This window comes from Nostoc sp. (genome assembly GCF_036918245.1).
Lineage (GTDB): Bacteria > Cyanobacteriota > Cyanobacteriia > Cyanobacteriales > Nostocaceae > Nostoc.
Genome location: NZ_JBALEF010000094.1, coordinates 150368 through 167080, shown reverse-complemented (window position 1 = coordinate 167080; position 16713 = coordinate 150368). Strand labels below are relative to the sequence as shown.

Sequence of the window (16713 nt, the reverse complement as noted above, 5' to 3'; positions counted from 1 at the left end):
TTCCCTACTCGCTACTTCGGCCCTAACCCCACAGCACCAGCATAAACGGCGCGATCGCCTAGTTGATCTTCAATTCGCAGCAAGCGATTATATTTTGCTACTCGTTCGCTGCGACACAGAGAACCTGTTTTGATTTGACCGGCACGGGTTGCTACAGCTAAATCAGCGATCGTTGTATCTTCTGTTTCACCAGAACGATGGCTAATTACTGAACGGATACTATTGCGAGTTGCCAAATCAATCGTTTCCAAAGTTTCAGTAAGCGAACCAATTTGATTGAGTTTAATCAAAATGGCATTGGCAGCTTTTTCTTGAATACCTCTTTGCAAGCGCGTGGCGTTCGTTACAAATAAATCATCCCCTACCAACTGCACCCGCGAACCTAACTTCTGGGTCAGCAATTGCCAACTTTGCCAATCTTCTTCGTGTAAGCCATCCTCAATTGACACAATTGGGTATTGGTCAACTAGTTGTCCTAAATAATCAATAAATTCAGCCGATGCGTGAGGTTTACCATCGTAAACATACTGACCATTCTTGTAAAATTCGCTAGCCGCCACATCCAACGCCAAAGCTACTTGTTCCCCTGGTTTGTAACCAGCTTTCTTAATGGCAGCAACTAGCAATTCCAAAGCCACCTGATTAGACTCTAGGTTAGGGGCAAAACCGCCTTCATCACCGACACCAGTAAGCAAACCCTTTTCATCTAACACTTGACTGAGGGTAGCAAACACCTCTGCACCCCAGCGCAATGCTTCCCGGAAGGAAGTTGCGCCAATTGGGACAATCATAAACTCTTGAAAATCCACGTTATTTGAGGCGTGTGCGCCACCGTTAATCACGTTCATCAACGGCACTGGCAGCAAATTCGCTAAAGGGCCACCCAAATAGCGATATAGAGGAATTTCTAGAGACTCAGCACCAGCTTTAGCAGCTGCTAAGGAAACCCCCAAAATCGCATTAGCCCCCAAATTGGATTTGTTAGCAGAACCATCTATCGCAATCATTGTGCGGTCTAGCAGTTCTTGGTTGAGGGCATCCAAGCCTAACAATTTTGGTGCAAGTGCTTCTCTGACGTTTTGTACTGCTTTGAGTACGCCTTTGCCCCCATAACGGCTTTTATCGCCATCACGCAGTTCGTGAGCTTCAAAAGTGCCAGTAGAGGCACCACTGGGAACTTGCGCCAGTCCGACAACGCCGTTAGCTAAATGCACTTCGGCTTCAATTGTCGGTCTACCGCGAGAATCAAGAATTTCACAGGCTGCGATCGCCTCAATGGCAGTATCTAGAAATTTACTCATCTGTACTTTATCCTTTATTCGAGTGTGTTACGCATCCAGTCCAGTTGCCTAACCCAATCGCTAGCATAGGCGGTTAAGCGACTTTCTCGGCTGAGATTAAAGAAGATTTCCATTGTCTGGATCGGGAGCAACACCAAAAATGGGTAAGAGAATGTTTATTTAATTCTTTCCTGATGGCATTTCTACCTGAAGACTTTCAGCTAGGTAAAATGTTGGCAGAGAATAAGACTAAATCAATTACAGAGAAAAGGTCAATATGCGATTACTACACACGATGCTACGGGTGGGCAACCTTGAAGAGTCCTTAAAGTTTTACTGTGAACTTCTGGGAATGAAATTACTGCGCCGAAAAGATTATCCAGGGGGAGAATTTACCCTGGCTTTTATTGGTTACGGCGATGAAAGCGACAATACTGTGATAGAACTAACCTACAACTGGGGTGTAGAAAAGTACGAATTGGGTAATGCTTACGGTCACATTGCCCTTGGCGTTGATGATATTTACGCTACGTGTGAGGAAATCCGCAATCAAGCCGGTAAAGTTGTGCGCGAACCAGGACCGATGAAACATGGTTCGACAGTAATTGCTTTTGTGGAAGATCCAGATGGGTATAAAATTGAACTGATTCAACTGGGAACTCAAGGTTCAGCAGCTAAACAGGAATCACAAGAGCAACTTGTGAGTCAGTAATTCTTATAATTAAGAATATGTAGCGCTTCTGTATTGAAGGCAATAAAGCTGTAGGAAAATACCCACCGATGTCTTGGAAAGTTGAAGCAGAAGCGGGTCGATTGATTCTTCCCGCACACTGGCGTTTCGTGCCGATAAACCCGAATGCGCGAGACTTTTCCCTTTTTGCCTCCCCTTTTTAGGCGGGTTAGGGAATCTCCTCTGCGTAAATCCTATTAGTATCAGCAACACGAAGAGCGACACCGAATAGCCCGTCTTAGACATCGCTCCAATAACACCATCTGGCAAAGTCCGCTCAGAACAGTGTTTTCGTTTTAAATTAGGAGATAGGTAGTAGATTAAACTATCACCAAATTATCAATCCTAAATTGCCACCGGAGATACACGCGGATATACGCTGAGAATGTTTGGATAATTATCTGGGTATTAAGGAGTAGGGTTACAACCACTCCCAACTCCCTACTCCCTTTAATAATCCCCAATCCTTAAACTAAAAATCCAAATTCCAAAATTCTAAAGATGCAACCTACAGATCCAAATAAATTTACTGATAAAGCCTGGGAAGCAATTGTTAAATCTCAGGATATAGTCCGTGCTTATCAACAACAGCAACTAGATGTTGAACATTTAATTATTGCCCTGTTAGAAGAACCCACTAGTCTAGCAATACGTATCCTGGCTCGATCTGAGGTCGATCCAATCCGCTTGCAGCAGCAACTAGAAGCCTTTACCCAACGCCAGCCCAAAGTTGGTAAAAGCGATCAGCTTTACCTTAGCCGCAATTTAGATATTTTACTAGACCGAGCCGAGGAAGCTAGAGCCAGGATGAAAGACTCCTACATTTCCGTGGAACACATACTTTTGGCCTTTGCTGAAGACGATCGCATTGGACGAAAGATACTCAAAGGCTTTAGTGCGGATGCACCTAAACTCGAAGCCACTATCAAAACTATTCGTGGTAGCCAAAAGGTGACAGATCAAACCCCAGAATCCCGCTATGACGCCTTACAAAAATTTGGCAGAGATTTGACAGAACAGGCAAAAGCGGGAAAACTCGACCCGGTAATCGGGCGGGATGACGAAATTCGGCGGGTAATTCAAGTATTGTCTCGTCGTAGCAAAAATAACCCCGTACTCATTGGTGAACCTGGGGTAGGTAAAACTGCGATCGCAGAAGCTTTAGCACAACGGATGGTAAACGGTGATGTTCCTGAATCTCTGAAAAACCGCAAGTTGATCTCGTTAGATATCGGCAGTTTAATTGCTGGAGCAAAATTACGGGGTGAATTTGAAGAACGTCTAAAAGCGGTTCTCAAGGAAGTTACTGAATCTAACGGTGACATTGTTCTGTTTATTGACGAACTACATACCGTAGTCGGCGCAGGTTCCAGCCAACAAGGGGCAATGGATGCGGGAAATTTGCTCAAACCAATGCTGGCGCGAGGAGAACTACGTTGTATTGGCGCGACTACCCTCGACGAGTTCCGCAAACACATTGAGAAAGACGCTGCCCTAGAACGCCGCTTTCAGCAAGTATTTGTCGATCAGCCAAGTGTGGAAAATACTATTTCGATTCTGCGGGGGTTGAAAGAACGCTATGAAGTGCATCACAACGTCAAAATTTCTGATTCGGCTTTGGTAGCAGCAGCCACTTTATCAGCACGTTATATTAGCGATCGCTTCTTACCAGATAAAGCTATTGACTTAGTGGATGAAGCAGCAGCACAGTTGAAAATGGAGATTACCTCCAAACCAGCCGAATTGGAAACCATCGATCGCCGCCTCATGCAGTTAGAAATGGAAAAGCTGTCATTAGCTGGCGAAGAAAAGGGTACTCCGCAAACGAAAGAACGTTTAGAGCGCATTGAACAAGAAATTGCCAATTTAACGGAAAAACAGCAAATATTTAATGAGCAATGGCAAGGTGAAAAGCAGATATTGGAGGCGATAAGCGCCTTAAAGAAAGAAGAAGATGCGCTGCGAGTGCAAATTGAACAGGCAGAACGCGCCTATGATCTAAATAAAGCTGCCCAACTGAAGTATGGCAAATTGGAGGGAGTGCAGCACGAGCGCGAAGCCAAAGAAGCGAGCCTTTTAGAAATTCAAAACCAAGGTTCCACGTTGCTGCGAGAACAAGTCACCGAAGCCGATATTGCCGAAATTGTCGCAAAGTGGACAGGAATCCCCGTCAATCGCTTGTTGGAATCGGAACGACAAAAATTACTGCAATTAGAAAGTCATTTGCATCAACGAGTCATTGGGCAAGAAGAGGCTGTAGAAGCAGTAGCAGCCGCAATTCGCCGCGCCCGTGCGGGGATGAAAGATCCCTCTCGTCCTATTGGTTCATTTTTGTTCATGGGCCCAACAGGTGTGGGTAAAACCGAACTCGCCCGTGCTTTAGCTCAGTTTCTCTTTGATTCTGATGATGCATTGGTGCGCTTGGATATGTCTGAGTATATGGAAAAACACTCAGTTTCTCGCTTAGTGGGTGCGCCTCCAGGATACATAGGTTATGAAGAAGGCGGTCAACTTTCCGAGGCGGTTCGCCGCCGTCCTTACTCAGTAGTACTGCTGGATGAAGTGGAAAAGGCACACCCCGATGTGTTCAATATTTTATTGCAGGTGTTAGATGATGGAAGAATTACTGACTCTCAGGGAAGGACGGTAGATTTTCGCAACACCGTCATTGTTATGACCAGTAACATTGGTAGCGAACATATTTTGGATGTATCTGGTGATGATTCCAAGTATGAAACGATGCGGAAGCGAGTAATGGAAAACTTGCGATCGCATTTCCGCCCGGAATTTCTCAACCGCGTCGATGATATTATTCTCTTCCATACACTAAATCGCACAGAAATGCGGCAGATCATCCGCATTCAACTCAAGCGGGTAGAAAATCTCCTCCGCGAGCAAAAAATCTTCTTTGAGATATCACAATCAGCCTGCGATTACCTTGTTGAATCAGGCTATGACCCAGTTTACGGTGCCCGCCCACTCAAACGGGCAATTCAGCGAGAAGTAGAAAACCCCCTTGCCACCAAATTATTGGAAAATACTTTTATCTCTGGAGACACGATTATCATTGACAAAAATGAAAACGGTCTGTCTTTTAGCAAAAAAATGCTGGTAAAGGTGTCAGTACCACAAATTGCTACATAGTACTTGGCGTCTCCCCTTCACTCAACAGGAGAAGCTAGCGCCTGCCGTATCCAAAGGGTTGTAGGGAGAAAACCAAACTGGCTTAGATAGACAAACAAAGTCTAAGAATAATTGAGGGTTTGAAACCCACGGAGGTGGTTAAACCCCGTATAGTTGCGGTTTATAACCACCCTTTTTAACATTAATGTAACTGCGTGTTGCATCTATGATGCCTAGTAGCTTCTGCCACAGGGTACTAATTTTTCGTACCTTGTGCCAGAAGCTTGCTTGCTGTTAAAGGTGGTAGTGGGATTTACGCCAAGGTGTACTAATGAGTAATTAGTAATTAATCAAAGCAATGTGAACAACAAGATTCCTGACTTCTTAATTAAAGAAGTCGGGAATCTAAGCCGCACATCTGATTATTTTGCATCTCCCTGATATCTTTTCTTTAACAGATGGGTATTATAAGCCTACTCTGCTGACAACATCTTCATAAATTTGTCTTCAAATAAAACACATTTACGCAAATATACTGTGAAGTAATGCTCTTATTATTTATCAGACTTGAACTAAATAATTCTGAAAAAATCAGTGTTTACCGGATAAAATGAACAATTTATAAATGATATAACTTTAATAAATTATCTTTTGTTATAGCTACTTTATTGGAAGTTAGTAAGGACAAATAGAAGAATTAAATAAATATCGTCTTATTTGATTCTGGACAAATACTTGATAGGCATCAATGAAGATTTTGGAAAATATAAAATACCCTATATCCACTTGACTAGGAAGCAGCTATGTCTCGAAAACGTCAGCTATTCAAGGTAATTAAGAAAACCTTCAGAAAAATTAGCAAGCAATTTTTATCTGCAATTAATAAGCAGATTATTTGGATTTTGCGAATTATTTCTGGTACTCGAAGAAGACGCAGTTCGGTTAATTCTGGCTTTGTGTTGCCAACAGTGGCGATGGTAGTTTTGGTAGTCGTGCTGTTAACAACTGCAATTTTGTTTCGGTCTTTTGAACGCTCTAAAAATGCTAGTAATGTCCGTGTTAATGAGGCTGTGCTTAACGCTGCTACGCCAGCGATTGATCGTGCTAGAGCTAAATTAGATGCATTAATAGAAGACCCAACACTACCACGAGGAACTCCTACTGATAGCGCCTTATATGATGCTTTTAAAAAAGACAAATATAGACTTGGTGATGAAACTCGCCTGAAGCTGGCTTTTGAACTTCCTTTAAAACCTGATGGCACTGCTAATACTGCGGGCATTCAAAATCCAACCAGCACCACACCAATAGAGTATGATGAAACACTAAAAACAGCTTGGAAATATGCCGTTGACACAGATAATAACGGCAAAAAAGATACTTTTACTCTTTATGGAATCTTCTTTCGCTCACCCAGTAGAGACTCTACTACAGGGCAGTTTAATCGCGAAAGAAAACCCCTAGATGCGAGAACCCCACCAATGGATAATGATGCGTCAAACCAGCAGTGTAATGCATCTGGTTTTTCTAGCTTAGTGGGCAATTCTAGTTGGTATAAATTAAATAGTGGCAATCTGGGTAAAAGCTTCTTTGTTTATACCGTTAACGTGCCGATTACTGAACAAGTTTATGATAGTCTGCCAACAACTACTACACCTAGTATTAATCAAAATAATTCTGAGCCATACAAAGGTAACAAAAGTGTTGTAGCACTAGAGTTTCAGCAAGACCGTAGTCGCGTTCCTCTAGCAAATAACGCTGTTTTCTTTGAAAATGATCTAGAAGTCATAGTTGGTAGTACAGAGTTACTTTTAAATGGAAGAGTTCACACCAATGGTAACTTGCTAGTAGGGGTTATTGATAGTGACGGTAATATAACTTTCCGGCAAGTTAGCAGCAAAACATCCTGTTTTTACAATCAAGAGAACGGGCAAATTAGCGTTGGGGGGAACGTCGGAAATGGTAGCCTCGCTCAAACTAGTAATAATGATGTAACCGTTGACCTATACCAAGGTTTTGGGAAGAGTATCAGCACTGCTGCAATTAACAGCACGAATAAATCTACAAGCGCTACTGGTGGTAGTAGTATCGGATTCAACGATGCGGCATATAATCTACGCATTGCTGCAATGAAGACTACTGCGAAGGCTTTATGCACAGATTGCAATAGCGCAACTAGCGGTAGCACTCTTAAAGCGGCTGTTGCTGCAAGTGGTTATCCGGCAGATGTGAAAACCAACGTCGATGTTAAAGTACTAAGTACTGATGATGCTACGACAGCCAAAAATATCCTTTACGACGAAATACAAATTTATTTGCAAAATCGTACTCGTCGAGTACCTTTTGCAGAAGTGTCAGACGCCACTGGATCAGGTGCAACAACTGGATATACTGCTATTGCTGCCACTTTAGAACCTCAGGCAAGTTGGAGGCAACCACTAACATCCAGTAACGAGTTCACTGGTGTAACAACACCCTCTGTAGATACATCTAAGCTAGAAGCCACACAACCAAATTTACAAAAGAAAGAAGGCGTTCAAACCAAATTAGGCGATCGCGTTTTTGTCGGCAATAACCTCCCTGCTCTGTGGCTAAAAGACGGAAAATATGTTGGTTCAGAGGCTGAACAGCCAATTTTGAACAGTTCTGGCACTGCGATTAACTGGACTAGATATGGTTCAGAACCACCAGCAAGATGGCGTAACACTCAAATACAGGCAGTTACTGACTTAGGTCTATCTGACCGTAATGGCTTTTGGGAAGAAAATGCCGCAGCAAATCCCATAAACGATTTAGATAACGTGGGTGGTGTGCGGATTGTTACTGGTGCAGGTATTTATGTAGATGGTATTGGTAGTACTGTAAACACAACAACTGGCCCGTTTTACCCACGACGTGCTAATTCATTTTTACCAGCACCAGTTCCAGGTGATATTACAGTTGTCTGGCCTGACACAATGCCGATGTCAACACCTGGAGATACTACTGGTCTCAAAGGCGATCTACTCATGCGAGCCACCGCTGTTTATCACTACAAAGTAGATTATGGCACTGACCAAGAACCGATCGCTTGTGTAAGTAGCTACTACGATCCCTCAACCGAGGAGACAAAAAATAATACACCTACACTACCTTTGAGTGGTACTAACGGCAGGTCAAACAATGGTGTTGTTTACGATTACCCGACAAATGGAAGAGGCGCATTTTTTACGAGTAATAAGACTCGTCTACAACGACAAGCCAACTTGAAATTCCCCAACGGGCGTTCGGTTAATAAACCTTTACAAGATGCTCTACTAAAAATTGGAACTAATACTACAGTACCTAGTACAGGTTTGCAGCTAGCTGATTATTCAGCAATTGACACAGCCCTTTGTGCTGTTTCAATTCTGGACTCTACAACTACTTTCGTTACTACTCCTACTAACCAGCCTAAACACGGTGCAATCAAAGAAGCAACTTTTCTTGATGGTAGGGAAGTTAAGCAGATAAGTACATCAGGCTCACCAACCACATACAATTTAGATTTAGAACAGCGTCAACCTTTAGAAATTCGCGTCACAGACATTGATTTAAGTTCCACTGCGATTGGTATAGCCACTACAGCAATAACAACTAACGAGTATTTATTGCCTTACAGTGGCATTATTTATGCAACTAGGGATGATGCTTTGCCCGATGAGAGTGATACAACTAGCGAAAAAGAGTTACTCAGCCCAACTGATTTTCGGCTAGACTCAACTCGTCGCCCAAATGGCATTCGTCTGATTAATGGGGGAACTTTAGCAAGAACTAGTGCTAATACTTACATTGCTAAAGAAAAAGGTTTGATTTTAGTAACAAATTTGCCCGCATATATTAAGGGCGACTTCAATCTGCACCGTACAAGTACAACAAGCACTACAGAAATTGAGGAATTTACAGAAACAGAGTCAGCAAGTACCAACTTTTATGATCGCAGTACTGCCAATACTGACTTTGCCTGTCGTGCAGGAAGAACCGGCTGCCCTACTTCTGGGGGCGACCTTTGGAGACCAGCAACGATTATTGCCGATTCAATGACCTTGCTTTCTGGCAGTTTCGTTGATGGTGTACGGAGATACGCAGACTACGATTTGAACAATAACACTGGCATTACTGTAGAGGATGGCTTAAGTGCCCGTCCCACGCCTTCATCTACTTTATTAGCCACTTTAAATGATAAAAGACGAAATCGTCTGAAAAATGGTTTTTGGGAAAATGCCTATTCTACCAGTTCTTTTTGGACAAGTGATGGTAATCCCAGACTAGACACTAGCGTTATTTCTACTGGCATTTCTCTCGGCTCTTACTTAGTAAATGGAGTGACTCCAGTTCAGCGCAAGGTTACTGGTCAACCCTTGTATGTCATGGAAATGTGCCGTAAGTTACTAGTTTCAGAGTGCGGTTCTGGAGATTGGGTTGTTGGGTTTGATATAAACGGTGATGGTGTTTTAAGTACTACTTTACAGAATTACACAGTGTTAGGTACTAGTGTAGCGCTGACTGAAAGAGACATCAAGACGTATCAGTTGGGTCAAGCCATACTTGCTGCAGCTCCAAGCGGCACTACTAGTATTAATTCAAATTGGTGGAATACTACCGCATACGGAACTGCTACTACTGGTAACAAGAAAATCAGAGAGCGCTTGGGGTCTGGTGATACAAGTACAAATTATTTATCTCTGCAAGCTACTCTGGCTACAGATCGTCTTTACCCCCGTCGAGTTGCATTTGCCCGTGATAATAGCAACAACCTGGTTACAAGCAGTCCTGGTATTTACAAACCGATGGGTGTAGGTTGCCCCTTGGATACTACTGGTACTGGTTATAGCAATAATGGATGTACTTATGGTACTAATTACGGTTTAACAGACACTAACATCCGCGGTCTCTGGTTTAGAACCACAAATAGTATAACTAACCCAGGAGACATAGACGAAGCAAAATACGCAAGTGACAAACCACTATTCTATTTTCCCCCCATTGATGCTAACGGTGATGGTAGTCCTGATTTGGACAATCAACCGCTCTTAGTACCAGTCTTAGAAATTCATGATGCAAAAAGGAATCCCCCTAACTTGAGAACGGATGCAACCGATGTAGCCTCAGGAGATGACTTTAAGTCTAATTGGCTACAACAGGCAACTGACACTATATTTAATACCACCTTTGTAGTAGGAAATAGTCCCAGTAGAACAGATGAAATCTCATCAGGTTTGCAAAACTTTGTGCGGTTTTTGGAAAACTGGGATACTAAAAAAGCCAAAATCAGCGGTAGCTTTATTCAATTAAAACGGAGTAGCTTCTCCACTGCGCCAATTGCACCCATTTTCACAAATAGACAATCCAGTGCTACTGCTTCTAAAGACTATAATCTCAGCATTTTTGACTACTCATTAGACACTTACCCAACTCGAAACGCTAGTGGTCTGTTACCTTTCTATGCAGCACCAAATAGAAAGTGGGGGTTTGATGTTGGTCTGTTGTCAGAGCAACCAGACTTGTTTGCCCAAAGGTTTACAGCGCCTCCAACAGGTCGCCCAAATGAGTTCTTTAGAGAAGTTGGTCGAGATGATACCTGGGTGAAAACATTGCTCTGTGCTGGTGAAGCTAGTAACCAGACAGCTATCCCAGCAACAGGAGTGACAATAGATTACGCGAACGCAGTTCCTAATGAATATCGCCCAAGTGGCTGTCCATCCATACCATCTGAATAAGCACTATAAATGCCATAAATATTAGATTAGGTAAATTGCCATGTTGATAGGGAAAAAAGGTAACAAACAAGGGTTACAGGCAACTGAAGTAGGTAATACATCTGTATTCTACCTACGACATAGCGAAGGGGGTTTCACAATTATTGAATCTTTGGTAGCGATACTTGTAGTTAGCATTTTGCTAGTTGCGATCGCACCTGTTCTTTCGCTGTCAGTAGCAACCCGTATACAATCCAGACGGATAGAATTAGCCACACAAGCTGCCAAATCATACATTGATGCGGTGAAGACTAAGAAAATTGCCGCTCCAGCACCCCCTGCTAGTAACACTGCCCTCACAGATTTTGCTGCTCCCACACCTTCTGGTAGCTTTAGCTGTACAGCAAACTCTTACTGTACAACGACAACGACCTCAGCCACCACAACAAATTTGTACTGCATAGATTTTGATGGCAGTGGTACGTGTGAAAGTACCAGTGTCACAGATATGGTTGTACAGGGTTTTCGTCCAAATAACAACACTTCCAGCGCAGGATATGCTTTAGGTGTGCGGGTTTACAGAGCTGATGCTTTCAAAGAAACCACTACTCTACTCAAGAACACTTCCACAACTAAGACAACACAAGCTACTTTTACCGGAGGCGTTGGTCAGCGCAAAGCACCTATAGTGGAAATGACAACAGATATCAATGACACTGTGCCTAAATACAGCGACCTCTGCGCCCGCTACACGGGCGGTTGCAATTGAATTTTAATTAGACTTCTTGCAAAATTTCCAATTTTAGAATCTTTCTCATACGCCTCTGCGTGACGCAAATAAATATTTATGCAAGAAGTCTATTCTTAAATATCTGTCAACAAAAGGGAAACCGCAGTATGATAAATTCACTGAAATTTATCCTGAGTACTCAATTAAAAAGCTCTGGAATAAATAAAACAATTAGCGGCTTTACACTGATTGAGTTGCTAGTAGCTATGATAATGGCAGTGTTAATCATAACACCTTTAATGGCCTTTATGATTAATATTCTAGATGGCGATCGCAAAGAACAAGCCAAGGCAACTTCTGAGCAAGAAATCCAAGCAGCATTAGATTATATTGCTCGCGACTTAGAGCAAGCGGTTTACATTTATGATGCTGATGGTGTTACCAGAAACACAAATACTACTACTATTAGTAGTTCAGGCATTGCAGACCAAATACCACCAATCAAATCCGCTTCTAGCTGTAGCCCTACTAGCGGCAGCAATCCGAGTGTTTGTACACCAATACTTGTTTTTTGGAAACGTCAGCTTATAGCTGATAGTGTTGGGATTACTTCCAGTACTCAGACTGGTGCCACAAATTTAGATGATGGTTTTGCTTATTCATTGGTAGCATACTACTTAATCACAAATCCAAATAAGGACAACCCTACCTGGTCTCAAGAAGCACGGATTGGTAGGTTTGAACTTCGAGGCCCAGTGAATGCAGCTTATGCTAATGATAACCCCGGAAAAAAATTTAATCCTGGATTTAATGCACCACCACTAAATAAGAGCGGTGCTACGCTCAAAGACAAAATGAATCAATGGCAGACTGCATTAGGTGCATCAGAAAATTACTCTTCTTCTACTGATAATCCAGTTCCAGTTGTGATTTTGGTTGATTACATTAGCACCACTGCCCCTGGCTTTACAATTAACACTGGTACTGTCGCTTCACCTGCTGCCGCTACAGATTGCCCTGGTACAAACCCTGGTTCAAAACTTGTAGGCGATCAAAAAAGTGGATTTTTTGCTTGTGTCGATGCCAACGAAGTATTAGCACAGGTGTACATCAGAGGTAATGCACTTGCTCGTCTGCAAAATAATAACCCGAGTTATAACAATAGCACAAAAACTTATTTTCCAAGTTCGAGCATTCGGGTACAAGGACACGGATTTTTATTTACTAAATAACCTCTAGCTAATCAATCAAAGGTATTGTATGCATAGTGCAGCTTTATTGAGGTTAAACAAAATTCCTAAACGATTTGTAGTGGAAACACCAAAACCGCAATGTTTAGCAAACAGACTTCGCTACGTATTCCCATACTTCCAAAAGGATGCTGGTTTTAGCCTGATAGAATTAATAGTAGTAATGCTATTGGTAGGAATTTTAGCAGCGATCGCAGCTCCTGGTTGGGTTGCCTTTGTAAATCGGCAACGGATAAATAAGGTTAACGACGCGGTTTTCGCTGCACTGCAACAAGCACAACGTGAAGCTAAAAACAAAAAACTTAGCTACAGTGTCAGTTTTCAGAGAAATAGCACAACCCAAAATGTAGAGGTTGCTATTTATCGTACCGATGCTGCAATCAGCACATGGACATGGAAACCTTTAGCGGCCGATGTAGGAGCCAATTCTGATAAATTTTTGCTGGGCGGAAATCTTAGTGGGGAAAACATTGCTAATACTACTACTAATTCTCCTGTATCCTATCCTTTAAGTACATCAGCAAAAATTACCTTTGACTATATGGGAGCTCTAACTCTGCCAAATAACTTTGGAACAGTGGCAGCAGGTACAGAGCCACCTGGGTTAAAAATAGTAATAGCTGTACCAAGCTCTGCAAATCCTACATTGGCTAGTAGCGTAAAGCGATGTGTGATCGTGAAAACTCTCTTAGGCTCAATGCTGACAGCAAAAGATGATAAATGCAGTTAAGTAATTTAAATACCACTATTTATTTAAAATACGTAATATTGCTGAACATTAAACTGCACGTTGATAGCAAAATTGAAACATCATGTGCAGTTTTAATATTTGATATATTTATTTAAGAGCCACTGATAAATTAGCCATTGGCTGAACATATAAAAAGCATCATCATCAAAATATACCTTTCGTAAAATGACTGAGAACCTTGACTTGACTGTAGCTATCCCAACTTATAACGGTGAAAGTCGTTTACCTGAACTACTAGAACGACTACAAAACCAACTTCACACCGAAAATTTATCTTGGGAAATTATAGTTGTAGACAACAACAGCACTGATAACACAGCTAAGGTTGTTCAAACCTATCAAAAAAATTGGCGATGCCCTTACCCTTTAAAGTATTGCTTTGAAGCAAAACAAGGCGCAGCTTATGCGCGAAAAAAGGCAGTTTTAGAAGCTAAAGGTAGACTCATAGGTTTTCTAGATGATGACAATTACCCAGTATCAAATTGGGTATCAGCAGCTTATGCTTTTGGTGAAAAGTATCCGAAGGCAGGAGCTTATGGCAGCCAAATTCATCCTGACTGGGAAGTAGAACCACCAGAAAACTTTCAGCGAATTGCTCCATTCTTGGCAATTACAGAGCGAGGTAATTTACCACTATTATATGAAGCAGCTAAAAAATTGCTACCCCCATCTGCCGGACTTGTTGTCCGTAAACAAGCGTGGTTAGAAAGTGTACCAGATAAGCCTATCTTAACTGGGAGAGTTAAAGGCAGTATGCTTACCAGTGAAGACTTAGAAATGTTGTCTTATATCCAAAAATCAGGATGGGAAATTTGGTATAACCCAGAAATGGAAGTTTTTCATAAAATACCAAAATTTCGTTTGCAAAAAGATTATTTAATTCCATTTTTTCGAGGTATTGGACTTAGCCGTTATGTAACGAGAATGGTTAATATCAAACAGGTATATAGACCAGTTGCTTTTTTAGCTTATCTGATAAATGACCTGCGTAAAATAATTTTACACTTGCTTAAATATAGAACTATGTTGAAAAATGATTTAGTAGCTGCTTGCGAAATGCAACTATTTTTAAGCAGTTTTATTAGTCCTTTTTATCTTTGGAAGAATGGCTATTTAACTAAAAAATATAATTAGAAATTAATATTTTATTTATATGGATATTGAACAATTAGATTTTACAGTAGCTATTCCTACATACAATGGTGCAAAACGTTTACCTAAAGTTTTAGATTTGCTACTCAATCAGACAGGTATAGAAAGCCTAAATTGGGAAGTTATTATTATTGACAATAATAGTAAAGATGAGACGAATCAAGTAGCTGATTATTACCAAAAAAAATTTAATCAAAACTTTACATTGAGGTATTTTCAAGAAAAACAACAGGGAATAGCATTTGCAAGAATGCGGTCTATTAATGAAGCTAGAGGTGAGTTTATTGCATTCATAGATGATGATAATCTCCCAGCATCAGATTGGGTTTTCCAGTCTTATACTTTTGGCAAAGAGCATCCTCAAGCTGGTGCCTGGAGTGGTCAAATCCACGGTGATTTTGAAGTAAGCCCCCCAAAAGATTTTACAAGAATTCAAGCCTTTTTAGCTATCCGGGAACACGGACTACAACCATATTTATTTGATGCAAATAATTTAAGACTTCCTCCAGGTGCTGCATTGGTTATTCGTAAGCAAGCTTGGTGTGAAAGTGTTCCTGAAGAATTGGTTTTTAAGGGTAGACTGAATAAATTGATGGTTGGCGGGGATGATACAGAAGCTCTCTTATATTTACACAAAGCAGGTTGGGAAATCTGGTATAATCCCGCGATGCATATCAATCATCAAATTCCACATTGGAGGTTAGAAAAAGATTACTTACTAGTGCTAGCGCGTGGTTGTGGTCTGTGTATTTTCCAGCTACGCTTGATCAATGCTAAAACCTGGCAAAAACCAATAGTTTTAGTTAAAACTATCTTAGGAAATCTACACCGAGTATTACAGCATCTTATTAAGTATAGAGGTCAATTAAAAACTAATTTAATTGTAATTTTTGAAATTAATTTTTACTTTGCTAGTATGATCAGTCCTTTTTATTCTCTAAAATGGAAAATAGACAGAATTTTAGGAAATACAACAAAATGATTGAATCAACTTTGGATGTAACAATTATTTCTGTAATTATACCAGCTTACAATAGCGAAAAAACCATTAAAGAAACAATTCAGTCTGTTTTAAATCAAACTTTTACTAACTTTGAATTAATTATAATAAATGATGGTTCGCAAGACTCAACTTTAGATATTATTACAGAAATTAAAGACCCTCGAATAAAAGTATTTTCTTATCCCAATGCTGGCGGAAACGTTAGTCGTAACCGAGGGCTAAACCGTGCAGTTGGAGAATTTGTTAGTTTCTTAGATGCAGATGATCTTTGGACACGTGATAAACTTAAATCTCAATTAAAGGCTCTGCAAGAAAATTTGACTGCAAAAGTTGCTTACAGTTGGACTGATTATATCGATGAAAAGAGTGAAATAGTACTCTCTGGTACACACGTTACAGCCAATGGAGACGTTTATGAAAAGTTATTAGTGACAAATTTTTTGGAGAATGGCTCCAATCCTTTGATTCGTAGAGAAGCTTTAATCGAATTAGGCGGATTTGATGAATCTCTATGTGCTGCTCAAGATTGGGATATGTGGCTGCGATTAGCCTGTAAATTTGATTTTATATGTGTTCCATCTGCACAAACCCTATACCGTATAATTGCTAATTCAGTTTCTTCCAATCTTGTCAGGCAAGAAAAAGCTTGCTTGCAGGTGCTTGAGAGAGCATATAAGGAAAGGTCTTTAGCACTTAAGAATATTTGGAATCTAAGCCTGGCGAATTTATATAAGTACCTAACATGCAAAGCCCTACAAAAGCCGTTTAATCGACAAAAAGGTTTAACTGCGGCTAAATTTTTATGGAATTATGTTATGAATGACTCTTCAAGGGTTCAGCACATAACTTTCACTTTAAAACTATTATTAAAAATTCTCATAATCCTTTTACTGCCTACGTTGCTCGATAATATTACTAACCAGCGCGAAGTAAAAAGCTAAAAAAACTGAAACATTGTTTAACAGCTAGGTAGCTGA

At 41.0% G+C, this 16713-nt stretch carries 10 protein-coding genes; 9 read left to right on the top strand and 1 reads right to left on the bottom strand.

The genetic code is table 11. From position 1 onward, the window contains the following. Positions 1-11: 11 nt before the first annotated feature. Positions 12-1301 (bottom strand): phosphopyruvate hydratase, encoded by a 1290-nt coding sequence (gene eno / locus V7L12_RS27215; protein ID WP_335089106.1) that lies wholly within the window; start codon positions 1299-1301, stop codon positions 12-14. A 256-nt stretch (positions 1302-1557) separates the two neighbouring features. On the opposite strand from eno, the gene gloA reads away from it, so the two are divergent. The 9 genes from gloA to V7L12_RS27170 all read left to right on the top strand — a co-directional run bounded on the left by gloA (position 1558) and on the right by V7L12_RS27170 (position 16677). Next, on the top strand, positions 1558-1992 hold the full coding sequence (gene gloA, locus V7L12_RS27210; RefSeq protein WP_334825565.1) for a lactoylglutathione lyase: 435 nt from the start codon (positions 1558-1560) through the stop codon (positions 1990-1992). Between the two features lie 519 nt (positions 1993-2511). Further along, a complete protein-coding gene (gene clpB / locus V7L12_RS27205) occupies positions 2512-5154 on the top strand; it encodes an ATP-dependent chaperone ClpB (protein WP_335089105.1) in 2643 nt (880 codons plus the stop codon). Positions 5155-5936: 782 nt separating this feature from the next. After that, positions 5937-10871, top strand: coding sequence for a hormogonium polysaccharide biosynthesis protein HpsA (gene hpsA / locus V7L12_RS27200; protein WP_335089103.1), 4935 nt, complete (start codon positions 5937-5939; stop codon positions 10869-10871). A 40-nt stretch (positions 10872-10911) separates the two neighbouring features. Next, positions 10912-11619 carry a hormogonium polysaccharide secretion pseudopilin HpsB gene (hpsB, locus tag V7L12_RS27195; RefSeq protein ID WP_335089101.1) on the top strand — a complete coding sequence of 236 codons (708 nt, stop codon included), beginning with the start codon at positions 10912-10914 and terminating at the stop codon, positions 11617-11619. 128 nt (positions 11620-11747) lie between these two features. Next, positions 11748-12812 carry a hormogonium polysaccharide secretion pseudopilin HpsC gene (hpsC, locus tag V7L12_RS27190; RefSeq protein WP_335089099.1) on the top strand — a complete coding sequence of 355 codons (1065 nt, stop codon included), beginning with the start codon at positions 11748-11750 and terminating at the stop codon, positions 12810-12812. 28 nt (positions 12813-12840) lie between these two features. Next, positions 12841-13560 carry a type II secretion system protein gene (locus V7L12_RS27185; RefSeq protein ID WP_335089097.1) on the top strand — a complete coding sequence of 240 codons (720 nt, stop codon included), beginning with the start codon at positions 12841-12843 and terminating at the stop codon, positions 13558-13560. 186 nt (positions 13561-13746) lie between these two features. Continuing rightward, positions 13747-14715: a hormogonium polysaccharide biosynthesis glycosyltransferase HpsE gene (gene hpsE, locus V7L12_RS27180; protein WP_335089095.1), complete on the top strand. Its 969-nt coding sequence runs from the start codon at positions 13747-13749 to the stop codon at positions 14713-14715. Between the two features lie 19 nt (positions 14716-14734). Continuing rightward, entirely contained in the window at positions 14735-15715 is a 981-nt protein-coding gene (gene hpsE / locus V7L12_RS27175; RefSeq protein WP_335089094.1) for a hormogonium polysaccharide biosynthesis glycosyltransferase HpsE, read from the top strand. Then, the gene (locus tag V7L12_RS27170; RefSeq protein ID WP_335089092.1) at positions 15712-16677 is read left to right on the top strand and encodes a glycosyltransferase; all 966 of its coding nucleotides are present in this window, start codon (positions 15712-15714) and stop codon (positions 16675-16677) included. Before hpsE (V7L12_RS27175) ends, V7L12_RS27170 begins: the two co-directional genes overlap by 4 nt. Positions 16678-16713: the final 36 nt, after the last annotated feature.

Bases quoted from the DNA above. Each gene is read 5' to 3' on its own strand.
- hpsA (WP_335089103.1), top strand. From the start codon at position 5,937: ATGTCTCGAAAACGTCAGCTATTCAAGGTAATTAAGAAAACCTTCAGA.
- hpsB (WP_335089101.1), top strand. From the start codon at position 10,912: ATGTTGATAGGGAAAAAAGGTAACAAACAAGGGTTACAGGCAACTGAA.
- V7L12_RS27185 (WP_335089097.1), top strand. From the start codon at position 12,841: ATGCATAGTGCAGCTTTATTGAGGTTAAACAAAATTCCTAAACGATTT.
- hpsC (WP_335089099.1), top strand. From the start codon at position 11,748: ATGATAAATTCACTGAAATTTATCCTGAGTACTCAATTAAAAAGCTCT.
- V7L12_RS27170 (WP_335089092.1), top strand. From the start codon at position 15,712: ATGATTGAATCAACTTTGGATGTAACAATTATTTCTGTAATTATACCA.
- gloA (WP_334825565.1), top strand. From the start codon at position 1,558: ATGCGATTACTACACACGATGCTACGGGTGGGCAACCTTGAAGAGTCC.
- hpsE (WP_335089094.1), top strand. From the start codon at position 14,735: ATGGATATTGAACAATTAGATTTTACAGTAGCTATTCCTACATACAAT.
- clpB (WP_335089105.1), top strand. From the start codon at position 2,512: ATGCAACCTACAGATCCAAATAAATTTACTGATAAAGCCTGGGAAGCA.
- hpsE (WP_335089095.1), top strand. From the start codon at position 13,747: ATGACTGAGAACCTTGACTTGACTGTAGCTATCCCAACTTATAACGGT.
- eno (WP_335089106.1), bottom strand. From the start codon at position 1,301: ATGAGTAAATTTCTAGATACTGCCATTGAGGCGATCGCAGCCTGTGAA.